This is a genomic window from Actinotalea caeni, assembly GCF_009733795.1.
GTDB classification, from domain to species: Bacteria; Actinomycetota; Actinomycetes; order Actinomycetales; family Beutenbergiaceae; genus Pseudactinotalea; species Pseudactinotalea caeni.
The window spans coordinates 110,653-132,636 of record NZ_WNXX01000010.1 but is presented as its reverse complement, the minus strand read 5'-3'; the positions used below and the strand labels follow the sequence as shown (position 1 = coordinate 132,636).

Sequence of the window (21,984 nt, the reverse complement as noted above, 5' to 3'; positions counted from 1 at the left end):
CGGGCGGCCGGGACGACCCCGGTCGCCCGACGACGGCGCGTGGCGCCGTCCGCTCAGTGCTGGATCGCGAACCGGCGGTGCAGCCGGCGCAGCGGTCCCGGCGCCCACCAGTTGGCCTCGCCGAGCCACGTCATCGTCGCGGGGACCAGCAGCATCCGCACGACCGTCGCGTCGATGAGCACGGTCACCGCCAGCGCGAACCCGACCTGCTTGATGACGAGCAGCTCGCCGGTCATGAAGCCCCCGAAGACGACGATCATGACGAGCGCGGCGGAGGTGATGATCCGACCCGTGCGCTGCAGCCCGTTGCGGACCGCGGTGTCGTTGTCGTCGCCGGCGTCGTAGCGCTCCTTGATGCGCGCGAGCAGGAACACCTCGTAGTCCATCGCGAGGCCGAACCCGAAGGCCGCGACCATCGCGACGACATAGGACTCCAGGCCGCCGGTCGAGGTGAACCCGAGCACGTCCTCGAGGTGGCCTTCGGCGAACACCCACGCCGTCAGACCGATCCCCGCCGCGAGCGAGACGGTGTTGACGACGAGCGCCTTGAGCGGGATGAGCAGCGACCCGCTCATGAGGAACAGCAGCACGAAGATCGCGAGGACCACGAGCCCGCCCGCGAGCGGTGCCCCCTCGGCCATCGAGTCGACGAAGTCGAGCTGGGAGGCGGCCTGCCCGGTGACCCAGGACTCGCCGAGGGCGAGCTCGTCGCGCGCCTCGCGGATGTCGGCGACCGCCTGCGTCGCCGCGGCGCCACCGGGGTCGTCGGTGTCGAGCCGGACGCCGAGACTGACGTGGTCCGCGCCGACGGCGACGGGCGGGTCGACGCCCGCCACGCCGTCGACCTCGACGAGCCGCTCGGCGAGCACCGGGGCGTCCGCGGTCGCGGCGAGCACCGTGACCGGCGGCGAGGCGAGGCCCGGGTAGGCGTCGGCGACCAGGGTGAGGAACTCACGTTGGTCGGAGGACTCCGGCACCATCTCGACCGTCGAGGTGCGCAGGTGCACGCTCAGCAGCGGCGACGCGAGCGCGAGCAGCGCCGCGGAGCAGAGGATCACCACGATCCAGGGGCGTCGCTGGGTGACGCCGGCCAGCCGCGAGAAGAAGCCGTGCTCGGGTGGCACGTCGCCGAGCTTGTCGACCAGCCACCGCAGCCCGGGCACCGAGCCGATGACGCTGCGGCGGGTGAGCCGGCGGCCCAGCAGCCCGAGCAGCGAGGGCACCAGCGACATCGCGGTGACGACGGCGATCAGCACGACCGACAGGCCGGCCGCGCCCACGGCGCGCAGGATGTCGGCCCGCATGAGCAGCAGCCCCGCGACGCAGAGCGCCACCGTGACGCCGGAGAAGGCGACCGTGCGTCCCGCCGTCATCATCGTGCGCTCGAGCGCGACCCGGACGACGGGGTCGCGGCCGCGGCGCGCGCGCGACCGGCCCCGGCGGCTCGGGGTCGCTGTCTCCTGCTCGAGCGCCTTCCGGACCTCCTCCCGGTACCGGGACACGATCAGCAGGCCGTAGTCGATCGACAGGCCGAGCGCCATCACCGTGACGACGTTGACGACCGAGGAGTCGAGGTCGAGCACGAAGCTGAAACCGTACAGCGCGCCGAGCCCGCCCGCGATCGAGACCAGCGCGCCGGCCACCGGGATGCCGGCGGCGAGGAACCCGCCGAACACGACGACCATGATGAGCAGCGACAGCGGCAGCGCGACCAGCTCGCCGCGCTGCAGGTCCTGCTCGAGCTGGTGCACGACGGCGTCGGTGACGAGATCGGTGCTCGAGACGATCCCGGCGGCGTCGGGGCCGATGTCGGCGGGGAGCTCGCGCAGCAGCGCCACCGCCTCGTCGTGCGCGGCGGCACGCTCCGACTCGGTGAGGTCGGGCTCGAGCACGACGCTGACCACGAAGCCGTCGCCCGTCGTCGCGAGCAGCGGGGCCGCCATCGGGTCGGCGAGCCCCTCGGGCATCTGGAACGGGTCGGTGACGGCGAGCACGCCGTCGACCCCGAGCGCGTTCGGGCGCAGCGCGTTGAGGGCGCGCTGGCTCGCGGCCAGCGCCTCGGGGTCGGCGAGGTCGACGTCGGTGACGGCGAGCGTGATCGTCTCGCCGGTGGTCGCCTCGTCCTCGATGCGCTCCCGGCCCTCGCGGCTCTCCGAGCCGGGCACGGTCGGCTCGCCGGAGTGCAGCCGGTCGAACAACCCCTCGCCGGTCACCCCGACGACGGCGACGGCGAACCAGGCGGCGGCGAGCACGAGCCAGACGAGCACGACGAGGAGGGGGTGGCGCGCGGCCGTGGACCCGAGTCGGCGGAACACGGGGGACAGTGTGGCAGGTGGCTCGCCGTGCTCCGGGACAGCGCGACGACGGCCCTCTACGCTGGCGGGATGGCCGCTGCCACGACGCCGCCGGTCGAGCTGGAGGTCGGTCCGCACACGGTCCGGCTGAGCTCGCCGGACCGCGTGTACTTCCCGGAGACCGGGGCGACGAAGCTCGACCTGGCGCAGTACTACCTGTCGGTCGGCGACGGGATCGTCAACGCGCTGCGCGAGCGGCCCTGCATGCTGCACCGGTTCCCCGACGGGCTGGCCGGCGACAAGGTGCACCAGAAACGGGTGCCGGCGGGTGCGCCGCCGTGGCTGGAGACGGTGCGGGTGCACTTCCCGCGCTACGACCGCACCGCCGACGAGCTGTGCGTGACCGAGCTGGCGCACGTGATCTGGGCGGTCCAGATGTCGACGGTGGAGTTCCACCCGTGGAACAGCCGGCGCGCCGACGTCGAGAAGCCCGACGAGTGGCGCATCGACCTCGACCCGGGCGAGGAGTGCGACTACGCGCGCGTGCGCCGCGTGGCGCACGTCGCGCACGAGGTGCTCGACGAGCTCGGCGCGGTCGGGTACCCCAAGACCTCGGGCGGCTCCGGCCTGCACGTGTACGTGAGGATCGCTGCCGAGCACGGCTTCGGCGACGTGCGGCGCGCGGCCCTGGCGTTCGCGCGCGAGGTCGAGCGTCGCGCGCCCGACGACGTCACGACGACGTGGTGGCGCAAGGACCGCGACCCGGCGCTGGTGTTCGTCGACTACAACCAGAACGCCCGCGACCACACGATCGCGTCGGCGTACTCGGTGCGGGGCGTCCCCGACGCCCGGGTGTCGACGCCGCTGCGCTGGGCCGAGATCGACGACGCCGACCCGCGCGACCTCACGATGGCGACCGTGCCGGCGCGCTACGCCGAGATCGGCGACCTGCACGCCGACATCGACGACCACGTCTTCGACATCGCGCCGCTGCTGGAGTGGGCGGAGCGCGACGAGCGGGAGGGCGAGCCCGACCCGGGGGAGTGAACCTCGCGCGCTGTCGATCTGACTGTCGATCTGGCGACACGTCGCGCGTCATCGAGACGAGGTGGCCGCGCGGTCACCCGGAGAGGAGACCGACGTGGCGAGCCCGACCGTGGGGTTCTGGGAGCTGCGCGTCACCGACGCCGTGACGGCCGCCGCCTTCTACACGCGGGTGCTCGGGCTGGTGGCGACGCCGTGGGAGGACCAGGTGCTGCTGAGCACGCCCGACGGCGCCCCGGTGGGCGCGATCGAGCAGGTCGCCGAGGCGCCGCCGCCCGACGGGTTCTTCCGCCCGACCTTCGACAGCGACGACCTCGAGGCCGACCTCGCGGCGGTCGAGGCCGCGGGCGGCACGGTGACGCTGCCACGCTCGCTCATCAGCGAGGAGTACGGGTGGTGGGCCGCCGTCACCGACCCGTTCGGGAACCGGCTGCAGCTGTCGACGAGCAACCCGGCCCGCGACGCCTGACCAGCGGCGCGTCAGGCCTCCTCGGCCGCACGCGCCGCGAGCGCGGCACCGGTCCAGGCTTCCTCGGCGGAGACGTCGCGGACGACGTCCAGCCAGCCGGGCGCCGGGGCCGGCGGCCGGTCGCCGTCGTCGATCTCGGCGAGCAGGGTGCCGTCCTCGAGCTCGTCGACGGCGACCGCGCGGCCGTCCCGCTCGACGTGGTGCCGGGTCTTGCGGAGCACGTGGCCGGGCAGCCTCAGCAGCAGCGCCCACTCGGCCTCGTCCAGGTACACCGAGGTGCACGCGACCTCCGCCGGCCCCTCGCCCAGCCGCACCTTGTGGCCGAGCTTGCGCACCACGTGGCCGTCGTCGCCGACGACCTCCCGCAGCCGCAGCCGTGTCCCGAGGAGGTAGCGGTCGGTGATCGCGGAGGTCCGCACGACGCCGTCGGGCAGCCGCCGCAGCAGGAACCGACGCTCCCGCTCGACGACCGCGTACGTCAGGGGGTGGCTCATCGCGTCCTCCTCGCCCAGGCCCGACGCTCCTCGCGCAGCGGTGTCGGGCAGCACCCCCGCCTCACGCCTCCATCGTCGCACCGGGTGCCGTGCGAGGGCGCGGCACGCTGAGCGCACCCACGACCGCGACCGCGGCGGCGAGCAGCAGCGCAACCAACCGGCTGCCCGTCGCCTCGGTGAGCAGCCCGGCGGCGCTGGGCCCGATCGCGGACCCGACACCACGCGCGGTCGCGTAGGCGCCGAGCGCCAGCCCGACGACGCGGAGGTCGACGACCTCGGCGGTGTAGACGCTCTCCAGCGTGGTGAACATCCCGACGGCGACGCCGGCGGCCACCGCGAACACGACCGCGATCGCGATCTCGCCGCTCGCGAGAAGCAGCAGCGTGGACAGCCCGACGAGCACGAGCGAGCCCCGGAACAGCGGACCGGCCGGCAGCCGCGCCAGCAACCAGGCGAGCGGCAGCCGGCCCGCGAGCTGGAACAGGCCGCGCAGCCCCGCGAGCGTCGACGCCGTCGCCAGCGCGAGCCCGGCGGTCACCATCGCGGGCACCTGGTAGAGGAAGAGCACCGAGCAGGCGATGCCGCCGCACGCCGCGGTCACCAGCAGGCGCCGGACCGTCGGGTCGGCGACCGCCCGACTCAGCCCACGGATCAGCCCGAGCCGCGCGGGTGCCTCGTCGGCGGGTCGCGGCACCACCAGACCGGCGAGCAGCATCACCGCCACCACCGCGGCGCCCGCCGCGGCGAGCGTGCCGCGCCAGCCCCACGCCTGCGAGGTCAGCGCCATCAGCGGCAGGAACACCGGGCTCGCGAACGCACCCCACAGCGTGTTGACCGTGATCGCGCGGGTCCGGTCGCGCGGCGCGAGCCGCGCGATCGTCGCGTGCACGGCCGTGTAGTAGCCCGCCGACCCGACCGCTGCCTGCGTGAGGACGGCGGCGACCGCGAACACCGCGGGCGACGTCGCGGTCACGGTGACGAGCGTGCCGACCGCGGTCGCGCCCCCGGCGCCGAGGAACACCGGGCGCGGCCCCCGGCCGTCGATGAGGCGCCCGCTCAGCACCGCGCCGACGCCGCTCGCCAGCATCCCCAGCCCGTAGGTGGTGGTCAGGGTCGCCTCCGACCAGCCCTCCTCGGACACGATCGGTTGCACGAGCACGCCGTAGCCGTAGAACCAGGACCCGAAGGCGATCACGACGACCAGGCCGAGCACGACGGTGAGCCGGCGCGGGAGGCGCGCGGGCGTCGACGGCTCGGACACCGTCCGGATCCTTCCAGACGCGGCGGCGAGGTCGGTCGGCGGTCGTGCCTAGGCTGAGCCCGTGGACCTGTTCGAGGCAGCGGCGACCGACGACTCCGGTGTGCCGGTCGTCGACCCGTCCGCGCCGCTCGCGGTGCGGATGCGACCGGCGCGCGTCGAGGAGGTCGTGGGGCAGGCGCACCTGCTCGAGCCCGGCTCGCCGCTGCGCCGGCTGATCGCGCCGCCCGAGCCCGGCGCGCTGCCGCCCTCCTCGGTCGTGCTGTGGGGGCCGCCCGGCACCGGCAAGACCACGCTCGCCTACCTGGTCGCGCACGCCTCCGGCCGTCGCTTCACCGAGCTGTCCGCCGTGACGGCCGGGGTCAAGGACGTCCGCGGCGTCATCGAGGAGGCCCGCCGCCGGCTCGCGGTGGGCGGCGGCGAGACCGTGCTGTTCATCGACGAGGTGCACCGGTTCTCCAAGACGCAGCAGGACGCGCTGCTGCCCGCGGTCGAGAACCGCTGGGTGACGCTGATGGCGGCGACCACCGAGAACCCGAGCTTCTCGGTGATCTCGCCGCTGCTGTCGCGCTCGATCATGCTGACGCTGCGGCCGCTGACGACGGCGGACCTCGACGCCCTGGTCGACCGCGCCCTCACCGACGAGAGAGGGCTGTCCGGGCGCGTCGAGCTCGACGACGCCGCTCGGGAGCAGCTGCTGCGGCTGGCCGGCGGCGACGCGCGCAAGACGCTGACCACGCTGGAGGCGGCCGCCGGGACGACGCTCGAGGTGGGGGAGCGGGTCATCACGACCGAGGCGGTGTCCAAGGCCATCGACGTCGCCGCCGTCCGGTACGACCGCGCGGGAGACCAGCACTACGACGTCATCAGCGCCTTCATCAAGTCGATGCGCGGGAGCGACGTCGACGCCGCCCTGCACTACCTCGCCCGCATGGTCGTCGCCGGCGAGGACCCCCGGTTCATCGCGCGCAGGATCGTCATCGCCGCGGCCGAGGACGTCGGGATGGCCGATCCCACCGCGCTGCAGACGGCGGTCGCCGCCGCGCAGGCGGTCGCCCTCATCGGGATGCCCGAGGCGCGGATCATCCTGGCCCAGGCGGTCGTGCACGTCGCGACCGCGCCGAAGTCGAACCGGTCCTACCTCGGCATCGGCAAGGCGATCGCCGACGTCGAGGCGGGCCGCATCGGCGTCGTGCCCGAGCACCTGCGCGACGCCCACTACGCGGGCGCCACGCGCCTCGGCCACGGTGCCGGCTACCAGTACTCGCACGACGCGCCCCACGCCGTGGCCGCTCAGCGCTACCTGCCGGAGGAGCTGGCCGGTGCGCGCTACTACGACCCGTCCGACCGCGGCTACGAGCGCAGCCTGGCGGAACGTCTGGAGCGCATCCGGGACATCCTCGGTCGCGCCGACGGGGGCCGCCAGGGTCGCGCCGACGGGGGCGCCGAGGCCTGACGGCCGCCACCGACGGGCGATGGGCACGTCTGCCCCGTCCGACGGCTGCGCGTGCCGGCGAGTGACTGGCATGGTGAACGGATGGACACGCTCGTCATCACCGTGATCGTGCTGGTCGCCGTCTTGCTGATCGCCGCGGCGCTGCGCCGCAGCGGCGGCGGCTACGACGACGGCTACGACAGCGGCTACCGCAACCGCCGCCGACGCAGCTGGGGGTCGAGCAACAGGTCCTCCGGTGGTGGCTCCTCGGGCGGGTACAGCCGCCGCAGCTCCTCGATCGCCAAGAGCACCCGACGGACCGGTGGCAGCTCACGGCGCTCGGGCAGCAGCTCGCGGCGCTCGAGCAGCTCCCGGCGCTCGAGCGGTGGCATCCGCAAGCGCGGTCGTTGAGTGCGCTAGACTGTCGTGGTTTGTCCGTCCGGCTCGCCCGTGACGGCACCCCTGGGGTCCTAGCCGATCGGACCGGTCACCGGTCCGTGGAGTCGACCCCACAGCCACCGCCCACCCCGGGCGCCTGGTTGTGACGTAGCAGCAGAAACGACAGGAAGAGATCCACCCGCATGCCCGCATCGACCAACCGGACGCGCCGCCAGGTGCGCCTGTCCCGCGCCCTCGGCCTCCCGCTGACGCCCAAGGCCGTCAAGTACTTCGAGAAGCGCCCCTACCCGCCGGGCGAGCACGGCCGCGCCCGCCGTCGCAACGAGTCCGACTACGCGGTCCGTCTCAAGGAGAAGCAGCGTCTGCGCGCTCAGTACGGGCTGCGCGAGGCCCAGCTGCGCCGCGCGTTCGACGAGGCCCGCCGCGAGCCGTACCTGACCGGTGAGTCGCTGGTCGAGCTGCTCGAGATGCGCCTCGACGCGCTCGTGCTGCGCGCCGGCTTCGGTCGCACGATCGCCCAGGCCCGCCAGGCCGTGACGCACCGTCACATCCTCGTCGACGGCAAGATCGTCGACCGCCCCTCCTTCCGCGTGAAGGTCGGCCAGGTCGTCCAGGTCAAGCCGCGCAGCCAGACGACGGTGCCGTTCCAGGTCGCCGCCGCCGGCGCTCACCGGGACGTCCTCCCGGCCGTGCCGCCGTACCTCGACGTCGACCTCGAGAAGCTGCGCTTCCAGCTCGTCCGTCGCCCCAAGCGCGCCGAGGTCCCGGTGACCTGCGACGTCCAGCTGGTCGTCGAGCACTACTCGCGCTGACGCCCACGGGCGCAGACACCTCGCGCCGTCGGTAGGCTCGGCTCTCGCCGGGACCTGCCGGCGGCGCGTCTGCGTCTGGACCCATCCGCACCAGGAGGAGCATCGATGAACCTCGGGGACGTAGCCGGACTCGTCGCGGCGATCGCGTTCGTGCTGCTCGTCGGTGCCCTCGCGGTGCCGCTCGTCAAGCTCGGCCGGGTGCTCGACGAGGCTCGTGAGAGCCTCAAGCAGGTCACCGAGCACACGCTGCCGGTGATCGACGAGGCCGCCGTGACGATCACGACGACCAACGGGCAGCTGGCCAAGGTCGACACGGTCACCACCGCGGCGGCGGAGACCTCGCAGAACGTCTCCGCCCTCACCTCGCTCGTCACGGCCACGCTCGGGGCGCCCCTCATCAAGGTCGCGGCGTTCTCGCTCGCCGTGCGCGGCCTGTTCTCGCGTGACGGCTCGAGCAAGGACGAGCGCCCGTGAGGCGCCTGGTCTGGATCGGTGTCGGGGTCGTCGTCACGGTCGTCGTGCTGCGGCAGGTCGCCAAGGTGAACGACCGGGTGTCCGAGGTGGCGAGCGCCGTCAGCCCCGCGGGCGTCGCGGCGTCGATCTCCTCGCTCGCCGAGAGCGTCACGACCCTCGGCAGCCGGCTCTCGGCGTCGATGGCCGAGCACGAGGACGCCCTGCGAGCCGCGCTGCTGCCCGACGAGGACACCGTCGCCCGAGCTCGCGAGACGCGAGCCGCCCGCCGCGGCCGTCACGCCGCCCCCGACCTGGACGAGACCGACCTGGACGAGACCGACGTCTTCCCCGACAACGGCACCGACTACTTCTAAGCCCTAGGACCCATGCGCACCGCAGAGATCCGTCAGCGCTGGCTGACCTACTTCGCCGAGCGCGATCACACGATCGTGCCCAGCGTCCCGCTCGTCTCCCCGGACCCCTCGATCCTGTTCACGATCGCCGGGATGGTCCCCTTCATCCCCTACATCGTGGGCACCGAGAAGGCGCCGTGGCCGCGTGCCGTCAGCATCCAGAAGTGCATCCGCACCAACGACATCGAGAACGTCGGCCGGACCACCCGGCACGGCACGTTCTTCCAGATGGCCGGCAACTTCTCCTTCGGCGACTACTTCAAGCGCGAGTCGATCCAGTGGTCCTGGGACCTCAGCACGCGCTCGGTCGAGGACGGCGGCTTCGGGCTCGACGGCGACCGCATCTGGGTGACGATCTGGGAGCACGACGCCGAGGCGTGGCAGGCGCTGGCGGACATCGGCGTCGACCCGCGGCACGTCGTCCGGCTGCCCAAGGAGGAGAACTTCTGGGACACCGGTCAGCCGGGTCCGGCGGGTCCGTGCGCGGAGTTCCACTACGACCGTGGCCCCGAGTACGGCCCGGAGGCCGAGGGTGGCACGGTCGACCCCGGTGGTGACCGCTACCTCGAGTACTACAACAACGTCTTCGACGAGTTCCTGCGCGGCGAGGGCCAGGGCAAGGACTACCCGCTGCTCGGCGAGCTCGAGCACAAGTCGGTCGACACCGGGCTCGGCGTCGAGCGCCTCGCGTACCTGCTGCAGGGCCGCGAGAACATGTTCGAGATCGACCAGACCTTCCCGGTCATCCAGCGGGTCGAGGAGCTGACCGGCACCCGGTACCGCCTCGGCGAGAACTCCGCGGAGCCCGACCAGGTGCGGATGCGGGTCGTCGCCGACCACGTCCGCTCGTCGATGATGCTCATCGCCGACGGCGTCCGGCCGGGCAACGACGGCCGGGGCTACGTGCTCCGGCGGCTGATCCGGCGCGCGGTGCGGTCGATGCGTCTGCTCGGAGTCGACGAGCCGACGATGCCGCACCTGCTGCCGGTGTCCAAGGACGCGATGGTCGAGTCCTTCCCGGAGCTCGAGCCCGCGTTCGACGCGATCTCCCAGGTGGCCTACGAGGAGGAGAACGCGTTCCTGCGCACCCTCTCCTCGGGCACCACGATCCTCGACACCGCGGTGGCGCGCGCGAAGACCGCGTCCGGCACCCCGGTGCTCTCGGGCGCGGACGCGTTCGCGCTGCACGACACCTACGGCTTCCCGATCGACCTCACGCTGGAGATGGCGGCCGAGCAGGGCGTGCAGGTCGACGAGGCCGGGTTCCGGTCCCTCATGGCCGAGCAGCGCTCCCGGGCGCGCGCGGACGCGCTCGCCAAGAAGCGCGGCCACGTCGACGCGAGCGTCTACAACGACATCCTGGCGCGGCTGGGCGGCTCGGACACCTTCCTGGGCTACACCGACCACACCGCACAGGTACGTCTCGTCGGCCTGCTGGTCGACGGCGCGCCCGCGCAGGTCGCGCAGGCGCCCGCCGACGTCGAGGTGATCCTCGACCAGACGCCGTTCTACGCCGAGGCAGGCGGTCAGCTGGCCGACCAGGGCACGATCAGCTTCACCGGGGGCGGCGTCGTCGACGTCGCCGACGTGCAGTCGCCCGTCAAGGGCCTGCACGTGCACCGCGGCCGGCTGATCGAGGGCACGCTCGCGCTCGACGAGCCCGGGGTCGCGTCGATCGACAGCGACCGGCGGCTCGCGATCGCCCGCGCTCACACCGCGACCCACATGGTGCACAAGGCGCTGCACGAGCACCTCGGCGACCAGGCGACGCAGGCCGGGTCGGAGAACGCGCCGTCCCGGCTGCGGTTCGACTTCCGGCACGGCAGCTCGGTGCCGGCCTCGGTGCTGTCGGAGATCGAGGGCCGGGTGAACACCCAGCTCGCCGACGACCTCGAGGTCACCGACACGATCATGGACATCGACGACGCCCGTGCGGCCGGTGCGATCGCGCTGTTCGGCGAGAAGTACGGCCGCGACGTGCGCGTCGTCTCGATCGGCGGCGACTGGAGCAAGGAGCTCTGCGCGGGCACCCACGTCGAGCGCACCGGCCGGCTCGGTCTCGTGACGGTGCTGGGCGAGGCCTCGATCGGCTCCGGCGTCCGGCGCATCGACGCCCTTGTCGGCGAGGGCGCCTACACCCACGCCGCGAAGGAGCACGCCCTCGTCGGCCAGATCTCGCAGCTCGTCGGCGCCCGGAGCGAGGAGCTCCCGGATCGCATCTCGAACCTGCTGAGCAAGCTCAAGGACGCCGAGAAGCAGCTGGCCGAGGTGCGCCAGGCGCAGCTGCTCGCCGGTGCGGCCCGGCTCGCGGAGTCGGCGACCGACATCGGCGGCACGCGTGCCGTCCTGCAGCACGTCGGCGACGTGGGCTCGGCCGACGACCTGCGGACCCTGGTGCTCGACCTGCGCGAGCGGCTCGGCAACGCGGGTCCCGCCGTCGTCGCGCTCACCGCGGTGAGCGGCGAGCGCCCGGTGGTGGTCGTCGCGACCAACGAGCCGGCGCGCGCGGCCGGCGTCCGGGCGGGCGTGCTCGTGCGTGCCGCGGCCACCGCGCTCGGCGGTGGCGGTGGCGGCAAGGACGACATCGCGCAGGGCGGCGGCACGGACGCGAGCGCCGTCGATACGGCGCTGCGGGCCGTCGCGGACGAGATCGAGCGTGCCTGACGGCACCCGGACCGGCGTCCGGCTGGGGGTCGACGTCGGCTCGGTGCGGATCGGGGTCGCCCGCAGCGACCCGTCGGGACTGCTGGCGACCCCGGTCGAGACGCTGCGCCGGACGGCCGCGGACGACCGGGTCGCGGCGATCGCGGACCTGGCGCGCGAGCACGAGGCGATCGAGGTCGTCGTCGGGCTCCCGCGCAGCCTGTCGGGCGCCCACGGCCGGGCCGCGGAGGACGTGCTGGCGTACGCTACGAAGCTGGCACAGGTTGTCCGGCCGATCCCGGTCCGGGTGGTGGACGAGCGACTGACGACGGTGACGGCTCATCAGGCGCTCAGCCGCTCTGGGCGCAGCGGCCGAACGCACCGGTCCGTGGTCGATCAGGTGGCTGCGGTGCTTATCCTGCAGACCGCGCTCGACACCGAGCGCGGCACGGGACGGCCCGCGGGGACGCTGGTCGAGCCCGCAGCCGGGGAAGGAGATGAGATCCGGTGACGGAGCTGTTCCAGGATTCCGACCCCGAGGTCGGCGAGAGCGGGTCCCGGTCGCGTCAGTCGCGCGCCGAGCGTCGTCGGCAGCAGCAGCGACGCGCCCAGCGCCGTCGCACGCTCGTCTCGTTCGTCGTCATGGTGGTGGCCCTGGGCCTGCTGGTGGCGGGCGCCTGGGTGTTCATCCGACCGCTGCTCACCGACCGCGGCGACCCCTCGCCCAGCCTGCACGACTACCCGGGCCCGGGCTCCGGCAGCGCCGAGATCGTCGTCAACCCGGGCGACAGCGGTGCCGCGATCGGTTCGACGCTCGTCCAGGCCGACGTCGTCGCGAGCGTCGAGGCGTTCGTCGCCGCCTACAACGCCAACGCCGAGGCCCCCGGCATCCAGCCCGGCTCCTACACGCTCGTGCAGCAGATCCCGGCGGCGCAGGCCGTCGAGGCGCTGCTCGACCCGACGAACCGCACCGACGACGCGGTGACGATCCCCGAGGGCATGCGTGCGACGCAGATCTACGCCCGGGTGGCCGACCGCCTCGAGATCGACGTCGCCGAGGTGGAGGACGCCGCGGCCGAGCTCACGCTCCCCGAGGAGGCCGGCGGCGAGATCGAGGGCTGGCTGTTCCCCTCGACGTACTCGATCGGCCCCGACTCCGACGCCCGGTCGATCCTGCAGCAGATGGTCGACATGACCGTGACCGTGCTGGAGCGCAACGACGTGCCGAGTGACACCTGGTACGAGGTGCTGACCACGGCCTCGATCGTCGAGAAGGAGGTCGCCCGACCGGATGACCGTCCGCTCGTCGCACAGGTGATCGAGAACCGGCTCGCCGGCTGCGACGGCACCGGCACGATCGGGATGGACAGCACGCTGGTCTACGAGCTCGAGAAGCCAGCCAGCGAGATCACAGGGACCGAGTGGAACACCGCCACGGCGTACAACACCCGGGAGGTGACCGGTCTGCCGCCTACGCCGATCGCCTCGCCCGGCGAGGCAGCGATCGCGGCCGCGGCGAACCCGCCCGAGGGCGACTTCTGCTGGTTCGTCACCGTCAACCTCGAGACCGGCGAGACCAAGTTCACCGGCGACTACCAGGAGTTCCTCGAGTTCCGCGAGGAGTACCAGCAGTGGCGGGAGGAGAACGGCCGGTAGCGCCGCACTCGCATGACCGACCGCTCACCCGACTCCGGGGCGTCCGCACCCGACAGCGGCCGCGCCGGCGCGCCCACCCGCACCCGCCGCAACCTCACGATCCTCGGGGTGCTCGTCGTGGCGCTCGCGCTGCTGGTCGCCGGGGCGTGGCAGCTCGTCATCCCGATGCTGCGCGACGCCGACGACCCCGTCACCGACTACCCGGGCCCGGGCTCGGGCGAGGTGTCGGTCGTCATCAGCGACCCGACCGCGCAGGAGATCGGGACGACGCTCGCCGAGGCCGGCGTCGTCGCGACCAGCCAGGCGTTCGTCGACGCCTACGCGGCCAACCCCGACGCGACGTCGATCGCTCCCGGGACGTACACGCTGCCGCAGCGGATGCGCGCCGCGGACGCGGTCCTCGCGCTCCTCGACCCAGCGAACCGGGCCGACCGCACGCTGACGATCCCCGCGGGCTGGCGCGAGACGCAGATCACCGCGAAGGTCGCGGAGGTGATGGGCGTCCCGCTCGCCGACGTCGAGGCGGCCGCCGAGCAGGTCGAGCTGCCCGAGGGCGCCACGAGCCTCGAGGGCTGGCTGTACGCCGACTCCTACACCGTCAGCCCGGGCCAGACCCCGCTCGACGCCCTGCAGGCGATGGTCGACCGCACCGTCGAGGTGCTCGACGAGCGCGGCGTCGCTCCGGAGGACCGGGAGGAGACCCTCATCCGCGCCTCGATCGTGGAGGCCGAGGTCGCCGACGCCGAGGACCGCGGCCGCGTGGCCCGCGTGCTCGACAACCGGCTGGAGGGCTGCGCCGACGTGGGCCGGCTGCTCCAGATGAGCTCGACGGTCGCGTACGGGCTCGACAAGGCCGTCACCGACCTGACCCTGGCCGACCTCGATGACGACAGCACGCCGTTCAACACCTACGTCTTCGAGGGGCTGCCGCCGGCGCCGATCAACTCGCCCGGCACGACGGCGCTCGACGCCGTGCTCGACCCGCCCGCCGGCGACTGGTGCTACTTCGTCACCGTCAACCTCGAGACGGGTGAGACCCGGTTCACCGACGACCCGGCCGAGCACGAGCTCAACCGCGCGGAGTACCGCGAGTGGCTGGAGCGCTGGCGCGAGGAGCAGTCCGCGGCCGCGGGGGACGCGGCGGGGGAGGGCTGATGGCGGTTCCCGACGGTGCGGCGCCCCGGCGCGCCGCGGTGCTCGGCCACCCGGTCGCGCACTCGCTCTCGCCCGTGCTGCACCGCGCGGCCTACGACGCGCTCGGTCTGGCCGGGTGGCGCTACGAGATGCACGACGTCGACACCCACGAGCTCGTGCCGTTCCTCGCCGCCCTGGACGAGACCTGGGCCGGGCTGTCACTGACGATGCCTCTCAAGCAGGAGGCGCTGCGCGCGGTCGACGTCGTGCAGCCGCTCGCCGAGGCGGTCGGTGCCGTCAACACGGTGCTGCTGCAGCCCGGCGGCCTCACCGTCGGTGCCAACACCGACGTCCACGGGCTGGTCCAGGCGCTGCGCGAGGCCGAGCCGCGGGGCGTCGACGGGCCGCGCACCCGTGGCGTGATCGTCGGCGGGGGCGCCACCGCGGCCTCGGCGATCGCCGCGCTCGGCGAGCTGGGGGTGCGGCGCCCGGTCGTGGCCGTGCGCAGCCTCGGTCGTGCCGGCACGGTGCTGCGGGCCGCCGCTGCGATGGGGGTCGAGCCCGACCTCGTGACGCTGGGCACCGACCGCGCCACCGGGCTGCTGCGCGACGCCGAGATCGTGGTGAGCACCGTGCCCGGCGGCGCGTCCACGACGCTGGCGCCGCTGGTCGCCGACCACCGGCTCGACGCCGCTCAGGTGCTGCTCGACGTCGTCTACGAGGGCTGGCCCACACCGCTGCCGCAGCAGTGGCTCGCCTCGGGCGGCTCGGTCGCCCCGGGCTGGCTGATGCTGCTGCACCAGGCCTGCGAGCAGGTCCGGCTCATGACCGGGCGGCAGGCCCCGGAGGCGGCGATGCGTGCCGCGCTGACGGCCGCCGTCGCGCCGGCGTGAGCGTCGCGGTCGTCGGTGCGACCGCCCTGCTGCTCGCGGTCGCCGGCGCCGCCGCCGCACCGTGGGCCGCCGCGCTGGCAGGTGCCGAGCTCTCGTCCTGGACGGGGCGGCTGCCGCTCGCCGTGCTGGCCGGCCTCGGCGGCGCAGGTGCGGCCGCCGTCGCGAGCAGCCCGGCCGAGCTGCTCGGGCTGGCAGCGCTCGCGCTGGGCTGCGCGGTCCTCGTCGCGGTGGACCTGGCCTGCCACCGGCTCCCGGACGTCGTCACGCTGCCGACGGCGGTCGCGCTGCTGGCGGGCCTGGCGGCCGCCGCTGCCCTCGACGCCGGGTGGCCGCGGCTGGCTGGTGCGGTGCTCGGTGGGGCGGCCGTGGGGGCCGGCTTCCTGCTGCTCGCGCTGGCCTCGCCCCGCGCGATCGGTCTGGGCGACGTCAAGCTGGCCGCGCTGCTCGGGCTGCTGCTCGGCTGGTTCGGCTGGGACGCCGTGCTCGCGGGCGTCGTCGCCGCGTTCGTCGTCGGCGGTGCCGCGGCGATCGTGCTGCTCGTCAGCGGCCGGGCGACCCGACGCACGCCGCTCGCGTTCGGGCCGTGCCTGGTGCTCGGCGCGGCGGCCGGTGTCGCGCTCGTCACGAGCGGCGGGCTCACTCCCTGAACGCCGTCGAAGGCCGCTCGCGGGACGTGTCAGGATGACGGCATGCTGAGATGGCTGACGGCGGGGGAGTCGCACGGCGCGGCGCTCGTGGGTGTCCTCGAGGGGGTCCCCGCAGGTGTCGAGGTGACGACCGCCGACGTCCAGGCCGCGCTCGCGCGGCGCCGGCTCGGCCACGGTCGCGGCTCCCGGCAGAAGTGGGAGCAGGACGAGGTCAGGCTGCTGGGCGGCGTCCGCCACGGCCTCACCCAGGGCGGCCCGGTCGCGATCGAGATCGGCAACTCGGAGTGGCCGAAGTGGGAGACCGTGATGTCGCCGGACCCGGTGCCGCCGGCGGCGCTGGCCGTCGACGCCGGCACCGGCGACGAGCGTGAGCAGGCCCGCAACAAGCCGCTCACCCGGCCCCGTCCCGGCCACGCCGACCTCGTCGGCATGGTCAAGTACCACCTCGAGGACGCACGGCCCGTGCTCGAGCGGGCCTCGGCGCGCGAGACCGCTGCGCGCGTCGCGCTCGGCACGGTCGCCGCGGCGCTGCTCGCCCAGTCCGCCGGCACCCGGCTGGTCTCGCACGTCGTCTCGGTCGGCGGCGTCGCCACGCCCGCCGACGCACCGCTGCCCGGGCCCGACGACGTCGCCGCGCTCGACGCCGACCCGATCCGCTCCTTCCACCCGGAGACCTCGGCCGCGATGGTCGCCGAGATCGACGCGGCCCGCCGCGACGGCGACACCCTGGGCGGCGTCGTCGAGGTGATCGCCTACGACGTGCCGCCGGGTCTCGGGTCCTACGCGCAGTCGGACCGGCGGCTCGACGCGCGGCTCGCGGCGGCGCTCATGGGCATCCAGGCGATCAAGGGTGTCGAAGTCGGCGACGGCTTCCTCACCGCGACCCGGCGCGGGAGCGCCGCCCACGACGAGATCGTGCGGGGCGCCGACGGCCGGATCCACCGCGTCACCAACCGGGCCGGCGGCGTCGAGGGCGGCATGAGCAACGGTGAGCCGCTGCGCGTGCGTGCTGCGCTCAAGCCGATCTCGACCGTGCCGCGGGCGCTGGCGACCGTCGACGTCAGCACCGGCGAGGCGGCGACCGCGCTGCACCAGCGTTCCGACGTCTGCGCCGCGGCCCCGGCCGCCGTCATCGCCGAGGCGATGGTGGCGCTCGTGCTCGCGCAGGCGCTGCTCGAGAAGACCGGAGGCGACAGCCTCGCTGAGGTGCGCCGCAACCTCGACGGCTACCTCGCCTCGATCCCGGAGACGATGGCGTGAGCGGCCCCACCAGCGGCCCGGCCGCCGTCGTCATCGGGCTGCCCGGGGCCGGCAAGTCCACCGTGGGGCGGCTGCTCGCCGATGCCCTGGGCGTGACGTTCCGCGACACCGACGACGACATCGAGGCGCGCACCGGCGAGACGATCTCCGACATCTTCATCAGCCATGGCGAGGAGCACTTCCGGCGCCTGGAGCGCGAGGCGGTCGTGGCGGCGCTGGCCGAGCACGAGGGCGTGCTCGCGCTCGGCGGCGGTGCGGTCCTCGACCCGCGCACGCAGACCGATCTCGCGGGGCGCACCGTCGTGCACCTCGAGGTCTCGCTGGCCGCGGCCTCGCCCCGCATCGGGCTGAGCGCGAGCCGGCCGCTGCTGGTCGGCAGCCCCCGCAAGCAGTGGCTCGCGCTGGCGGAGGCCCGCAAGCCGATCTACGCGGCGCTGGCGACCGTGACCGTGCGGACCGACGACCTCACGCCCGAGCAGGTGGCCCAGCAGGTGCTCGAGCAGCTGGGGCCGCGATGACCGCGCAGATCACCGTCGCGGCCGAGCACGACTACGACGTCCTCGTCGGGCACGGGCTGCTCGGCGAGGTGGCGACGCTCGTGGGCGACCGGGCGCGCCGGGTGCTGCTCGTGCACGCCCGCCCGCTCGCCGCCACCGCGGCCACGGTCGCCGCGGCGCTGGGCGAGCACGGGCTCGAGGTGGTGCCGCTCGAGCTCCCCGACGCGGAGGCGGCGAAGACCGCGCAGGTGCTCACCCACTGCTGGAGCGTGCTCGGCCAGGCCGCGTTCGGGCGCGAGGACGTCGTCGTCGGGCTGGGCGGCGGCGCGACCACCGACCTCGCGGGCTTCGTCGCCGCGACGTGGCTGCGGGGCGTGCGGGTCGTGCAGGTGCCGACGACCCTGCTGGGGATGGTCGACGCGGCGGTCGGCGGCAAGACGGGGATCAACACCGCCGAGGGCAAGAACCTCGTCGGCGCGTTCCACTCGCCCGCGGGCGTCGTCTGCGACCTCGACACGCTCGCCACGCTCCCGCGCGCCGACCTCGTCGCCGGCATGGCGGAGGTCGTCAAGTGCGGGCTGATCGCCGACCCCGAGATCCTCGCCGTGCTCGAGCGCGACCCCGCCGCCGCGCTCGACCCCGGCTCGGACGCGCTCGCCGAGCTCGTCCGGCGCGCCGTCCAGGTCAAGGCCGACGTCGTCTCGGCCGACCTCAAGGAGTCCCACCTACGGGAGATCCTCAACTACGGCCACACCTTCGGGCACGCGATCGAGCACACCGAGCACTACCAGTGGCGGCACGGCGAGGCGGTCGCCGTCGGCATGGTCTTCGCGGCCGAGCTCGCCCGCCTCGCGGGCCGCCTGACCGACGACGTCGTCGACCGCCACCGCGCGCTGCTCGGCGGTCTCGGGCTGCCCATGACCTACCCGGGCGACCGGTGGCCGCGGCTGTACGAGGCGATGCGGCGCGACAAGAAGACCCGCGGCGACCGGCTGCGGTTCGTCGTGCTCGACGGCGTCGCGCAGCCCTCCCGGCTCGAGGGCCCCGACCCGGCGCTGCTCGTCGAGGCCTACGCCCGCGTCAGCGACGAGCGCGCTGCATCCTCCTGACCGGCTCTAGGCTGGGCGCCGTGAGCGACCACGGCACCAGCGTCCTCGTCATCAACGGGCCGAACCTCGGCCGGCTCGGCACGCGCGAGCCCGACGTCTACGGCGCGCTCGACGCACCCGGGCTGGCCGACGCGATCCGCGGCTGGGCCGAGGACCTCGGCCTCACCGCCGAGGTGCGGCAGACCGATGACGAGGCGACACTGGTCGGCTGGCTGCACGAGGCGGTGGACACGCGACGCGACGTCGTGCTCAACCCGGCAGCGTTCACCCACTACTCCTACGCGCTGCGCGACGCGGCCGCGCAGGTGACGACCGCCGGGCTGCGGCTCGTCGAGGTGCACCTGACCAACCCCGCCACCCGGGAGCGGTTCCGGCACACCTCGGTCGTCGCCGGGGTCGCGACCGGCACCGTGGCCGGCTTCGGCCCCGACAGCTACCGGCTCGCGCTGGCAGCGCTGCAGGGCGGCGGTCCGCACGGGGCCGCGGCCGGCTGACCCGGACCGGGTGAGCGACGCCACCCCGCGCCTGTTCGACGCGTGCGCCGCGATGGCGTACCGTTTCCGGGGCGCTCGGTGGGCTCTGGGACCTGCGACGCGCTGCTCGACCCCCGACGCGAAGGACGACGACACGTGGCGACCACGAACGACCTCAAGAACGGCATGGTGCTCAACATCGACGGACAGCTGTGGTCCGTCGTGGAGTTCCAGCACGTCAAGCCCGGCAAGGGCCCGGCCTTCGTGCGCACCAAGCTGAAGGGCGTTACGAACGGCAAGGTCGTCTCCAAGACGTTCAACGCCGGCGTCAAGGTGGACACGGCGAACGTCGACCGTCGCGACTACCAGTACCTGTACAACGACGGCGAGGGCTTCGTCTTCATGGACGTGAGCGACTACGAGCAGATCACGCTCGGCGCCGACGTCGTCGACACCGCCGCGAACTTCCTCGTCGAGGGCCAGCAGATCATCATCGCGCTCCACGAGGGCACCCCGCTCTACGTCGAGATGCCCGCCTCGGTCGTGCTCGAGATCACCTACACCGAGCCGGGTCTGCAGGGCGACCGCTCCTCGGCCGGCACCAAGCCCGCGACGCTGGAGACCGGCTACGAGATCCAGGTCCCGCTGTTCCTCGAGACCGGCACGAAGGTCAAGGTCGACACCCGCACGGGTGACTACCTCGGCCGCGCCTGAGGCGGGGGAGGAGACCGCACCCCGTGGCTGCCCGGAGCAAGGCGCGCAAGCGCGCCGTCGACGTCGTCTACGAGGCCGACCAGCGCGCCCTCACCAGCGGTGAGGCGCTCGTCCGCGCCCTCCCGACGGTGCTCGCCGAGCGCGTGGCCCAGCCAGGCACGCAGACGTCGCTGCCGGAGTACACGATCGAGGTCGTCGAGGGCGTGACGGCACGGCTGTCGTCGATCGACGAGGCGCTCAGCACCTACTCCCAGGGCTGGACCATCGACCGCATGCCCGCCGTCGACCGCGCCGTGCTGCGCGTCGGCACCTGGGAGCTGCTCTACAACGACGACGTGCCCGACGCCGTCGCGATCGACGAGGCGGTCGAGCTCGCCCGCTCGCTGTCGACCGACGACTCGCCGACGTTCGTCAACGGCCTGCTCGGCCGCCTCGCTACCCTCAAGGACACGCTGCTCGACTGACCGGGCAGCCGTGTCGAGGTGGCACGCGCGAGGAGGCCCGTGAGCACGCAGGTCGAGCAGGCGCCGGCGCGCCGTGAGGTGGTCGGGTACGCGCTCGGGTCGGTCGGCACGGGCGGGTTCGGCACGCTGCCGGGGCTCGTGCTGGCCTACTACCTCACCGACACCCTCGGTGTCGCGGCCGGGCTCGCGGGGCTGGCGGTGACGCTGCCGAAGATCTGGGACGTCGTCGTCGACCCGCTGATCGGGCGGGCGAGCGACGTCAGCGCACGACGCCGCGGCTCTCGGCGAGCCTTCCTGCTCGCCGGGGCGGCGACGCTGCCGGTGTGCTTCGCGCTGCTGTTCGCGGTCCCCACCTCCGTGCAGGGCGCGGCAGCCGCGGCGTGGGTGGTCGCGGCGTTCCTGCTCGCGACGACCGCGTTCTCGCTGTTCCAGGTGCCCTACATCGCGCTGCCGGCCGAGCTCGCGCAGACACCCCGGGCGCGCACCCGGCTCGTCGCGCCGCGCATCGCGGTGCTGGCGGTCGCGATCCTCGCGTTCGGCGCGGGCGGTCCGGCGATCCGCGACGCCGCCGGGGGCGGCCGGCCGGGCTACCTCGCGATGGGCGTGGTGACCGCGCTGCTCATCGGCGCCGGCATGGCCGCCGCCGCGCTGCTGACCACCCGTCCGGGGCCCCGCCCGGCCCGTGACGCCGAGGCCCCGGCCGGTACGCCGTCGCCCGCAGGCGCGGGGTACCGCGCGGGGTGGCTCGCCCTGCGCGAGTCGGCACCGCTGCGCGCCCTCCTGACGGCGTTCGTGCTGCAGGCGCTGGCGACCGGGGCGATGCTCGCCGCCGCGCAGTACGTCGCCACCTACACGCTCGGGGACGAGAGCGCGGTGACGTTCCTGTTCGCCGCGCTGGTGGCACCCGCGCTGCTCGTGATGCCGCTCGCGCGGCGGCTGGCCGACCGCGTCGGCAAGCTGCGCGCCCTCGTCGCGGCCACGACGGTGTTCGCCGTGGCGGCGGCGCTGCTGGTGCCGGCGCGCGTCGCGCCGGGGCCGTGGGTGTACGCGTGCGTGGCCCTCGCAGGCGTGGCCTACGCGGGGATGCAGCTGTACCCGCTCGCCCTGCTGCCCGACGTCATCGGCGACGACGCCCGCCGGCGCGGCGCCGAGCGGGCCGGCGTCGTCGCCGGGGTGTGGACGGCGGGGGAGACAGCCGGCCTCGCGCTGGGTCCGGCCGTCGCGCTCGGTGTGCTCGCGCTCACCGGCTTCACCTCGCGCACGTCGCAGGCCGTCGTCGAGCAGCCCGGCTCGGCGCTGTGGGGCGTCGTCATCGTCTTCAGCGTGCTGCCCGCGGTGCTCGCGCTGCTGTCGCTGGTGCCCCTCGCCCGGTTCCGGCTGCAGTCGTAGCAGGTCCGCGACGCGGAAGGTTCCTGGCACGACG

At 74.1% G+C, this 21,984-nt stretch carries 23 protein-coding genes; 20 read left to right on the top strand and 3 right to left on the bottom strand.

The annotated features are described in order from the left end of the window. Window positions 1-53 precede the first annotated feature (53 nt). Window positions 54-2,315 (bottom strand): MMPL family transporter, encoded by a 2,262-nt coding sequence (locus GPA02_RS10830; protein ID WP_240133988.1) that lies wholly within the window; start codon window positions 2,313-2,315, stop codon window positions 54-56. Window positions 2,316-2,384: 69 nt separating this feature from the next. On the opposite strand from GPA02_RS10830, the gene ligD reads away from it, so the two are divergent. Both ligD and GPA02_RS10820 read left to right on the top strand, forming a co-directional pair. After that, complete coding sequence (ligD, locus tag GPA02_RS10825; RefSeq protein WP_156199940.1) at window positions 2,385-3,341, top strand: non-homologous end-joining DNA ligase; 957 nt, start codon at window positions 2,385-2,387, stop codon at window positions 3,339-3,341. A gap of 94 nt (window positions 3,342-3,435) precedes the next feature. After that, the gene (locus GPA02_RS10820; protein WP_156199939.1) at window positions 3,436-3,807 is read left to right on the top strand and encodes a VOC family protein; all 372 of its coding nucleotides are present in this window, start codon (window positions 3,436-3,438) and stop codon (window positions 3,805-3,807) included. An 11-nt stretch (window positions 3,808-3,818) separates the two neighbouring features. Here the strand turns inward: GPA02_RS10820 and GPA02_RS10815 are convergent, their stop codons facing one another. Both GPA02_RS10815 and GPA02_RS10810 read right to left on the bottom strand, forming a co-directional pair. Further along, entirely contained in the window at window positions 3,819-4,301 is a 483-nt protein-coding gene (locus GPA02_RS10815) for a CYTH domain-containing protein (RefSeq protein ID WP_156199938.1), read from the bottom strand. Between the two features lie 61 nt (window positions 4,302-4,362). Then, window positions 4,363-5,562 (bottom strand): MFS transporter, encoded by a 1,200-nt coding sequence (locus GPA02_RS10810; protein WP_162457752.1) that lies wholly within the window; start codon window positions 5,560-5,562, stop codon window positions 4,363-4,365. A gap of 61 nt (window positions 5,563-5,623) precedes the next feature. On the opposite strand from GPA02_RS10810, the gene GPA02_RS10805 reads away from it, so the two are divergent. The 18 genes from GPA02_RS10805 (at window position 5,624) to GPA02_RS10720 (ending at window position 21,950) form a co-directional block, all read left to right on the top strand. Continuing rightward, the gene (locus GPA02_RS10805; RefSeq protein WP_156199936.1) at window positions 5,624-7,015 is read left to right on the top strand and encodes a replication-associated recombination protein A; all 1,392 of its coding nucleotides are present in this window, start codon (window positions 5,624-5,626) and stop codon (window positions 7,013-7,015) included. 81 nt (window positions 7,016-7,096) lie between these two features. After that, the gene (locus GPA02_RS10800; protein ID WP_156199935.1) at window positions 7,097-7,405 is read left to right on the top strand and encodes a hypothetical protein; all 309 of its coding nucleotides are present in this window, start codon (window positions 7,097-7,099) and stop codon (window positions 7,403-7,405) included. Between the two features lie 170 nt (window positions 7,406-7,575). Continuing rightward, window positions 7,576-8,205 (top strand): 30S ribosomal protein S4, encoded by a 630-nt coding sequence (gene rpsD / locus GPA02_RS10795; RefSeq protein ID WP_156199934.1) that lies wholly within the window; start codon window positions 7,576-7,578, stop codon window positions 8,203-8,205. A gap of 105 nt (window positions 8,206-8,310) precedes the next feature. Continuing rightward, window positions 8,311-8,679: a DUF948 domain-containing protein gene (locus tag GPA02_RS10790; protein ID WP_156199933.1), complete on the top strand. Its 369-nt coding sequence runs from the start codon at window positions 8,311-8,313 to the stop codon at window positions 8,677-8,679. Continuing rightward, window positions 8,676-9,032: a hypothetical protein gene (locus GPA02_RS10785; protein WP_156199932.1), complete on the top strand. Its 357-nt coding sequence runs from the start codon at window positions 8,676-8,678 to the stop codon at window positions 9,030-9,032. The genes GPA02_RS10790 and GPA02_RS10785 overlap by 4 nt, the downstream gene beginning before the upstream one ends. 12 nt (window positions 9,033-9,044) lie before the next feature. Next, window positions 9,045-11,735, top strand: coding sequence for an alanine--tRNA ligase (gene alaS, locus GPA02_RS10780; RefSeq protein ID WP_156199931.1), 2,691 nt, complete (start codon window positions 9,045-9,047; stop codon window positions 11,733-11,735). Continuing rightward, entirely contained in the window at window positions 11,728-12,225 is a 498-nt protein-coding gene (gene ruvX / locus GPA02_RS10775; RefSeq protein ID WP_156199930.1) for a Holliday junction resolvase RuvX, read from the top strand. The genes alaS and ruvX overlap by 8 nt, the downstream gene beginning before the upstream one ends. Then, window positions 12,222-13,370, top strand: coding sequence for an endolytic transglycosylase MltG (gene mltG / locus GPA02_RS10770; RefSeq protein WP_156199929.1), 1,149 nt, complete (start codon window positions 12,222-12,224; stop codon window positions 13,368-13,370). Before ruvX ends, mltG (GPA02_RS10770) begins: the two co-directional genes overlap by 4 nt. Window positions 13,371-13,382: 12 nt before the next feature. Then, window positions 13,383-14,525 (top strand): endolytic transglycosylase MltG, encoded by a 1,143-nt coding sequence (gene mltG, locus GPA02_RS10765; RefSeq protein ID WP_156199928.1) that lies wholly within the window; start codon window positions 13,383-13,385, stop codon window positions 14,523-14,525. Further along, window positions 14,525-15,397, top strand: coding sequence for a shikimate dehydrogenase (locus tag GPA02_RS10760; protein WP_156199927.1), 873 nt, complete (start codon window positions 14,525-14,527; stop codon window positions 15,395-15,397). Before mltG (GPA02_RS10765) ends, GPA02_RS10760 begins: the two co-directional genes overlap by 1 nt. Then, window positions 15,394-16,044 carry a prepilin peptidase gene (locus tag GPA02_RS10755; RefSeq protein WP_162457751.1) on the top strand — a complete coding sequence of 217 codons (651 nt, stop codon included), beginning with the start codon at window positions 15,394-15,396 and terminating at the stop codon, window positions 16,042-16,044. Before GPA02_RS10760 ends, GPA02_RS10755 begins: the two co-directional genes overlap by 4 nt. A gap of 42 nt (window positions 16,045-16,086) precedes the next feature. Beyond that, the gene (gene aroC / locus GPA02_RS10750; RefSeq protein ID WP_156199925.1) at window positions 16,087-17,304 is read left to right on the top strand and encodes a chorismate synthase; all 1,218 of its coding nucleotides are present in this window, start codon (window positions 16,087-16,089) and stop codon (window positions 17,302-17,304) included. After that, window positions 17,301-17,822 (top strand): shikimate kinase, encoded by a 522-nt coding sequence (locus GPA02_RS10745; protein WP_156199924.1) that lies wholly within the window; start codon window positions 17,301-17,303, stop codon window positions 17,820-17,822. Before aroC ends, GPA02_RS10745 begins: the two co-directional genes overlap by 4 nt. Beyond that, window positions 17,819-18,910 (top strand): 3-dehydroquinate synthase, encoded by a 1,092-nt coding sequence (gene aroB / locus GPA02_RS10740; RefSeq protein WP_156199923.1) that lies wholly within the window; start codon window positions 17,819-17,821, stop codon window positions 18,908-18,910. Before GPA02_RS10745 ends, aroB begins: the two co-directional genes overlap by 4 nt. 20 nt (window positions 18,911-18,930) lie before the next feature. Next, on the top strand, window positions 18,931-19,404 hold the full coding sequence (locus GPA02_RS10735) for a type II 3-dehydroquinate dehydratase (protein ID WP_156199922.1): 474 nt from the start codon (window positions 18,931-18,933) through the stop codon (window positions 19,402-19,404). 135 nt (window positions 19,405-19,539) lie between these two features. After that, entirely contained in the window at window positions 19,540-20,097 is a 558-nt protein-coding gene (gene efp, locus GPA02_RS10730) for an elongation factor P (RefSeq protein ID WP_156199921.1), read from the top strand. 23 nt (window positions 20,098-20,120) lie between these two features. After that, a complete protein-coding gene (gene nusB / locus GPA02_RS10725; protein ID WP_156199920.1) occupies window positions 20,121-20,561 on the top strand; it encodes a transcription antitermination factor NusB in 441 nt (146 codons plus the stop codon). 39 nt (window positions 20,562-20,600) lie between these two features. After that, a complete protein-coding gene (locus tag GPA02_RS10720; RefSeq protein ID WP_156199919.1) occupies window positions 20,601-21,950 on the top strand; it encodes an MFS transporter in 1,350 nt (449 codons plus the stop codon). The last annotated feature ends 34 nt before the right edge of the window (window positions 21,951-21,984 follow it).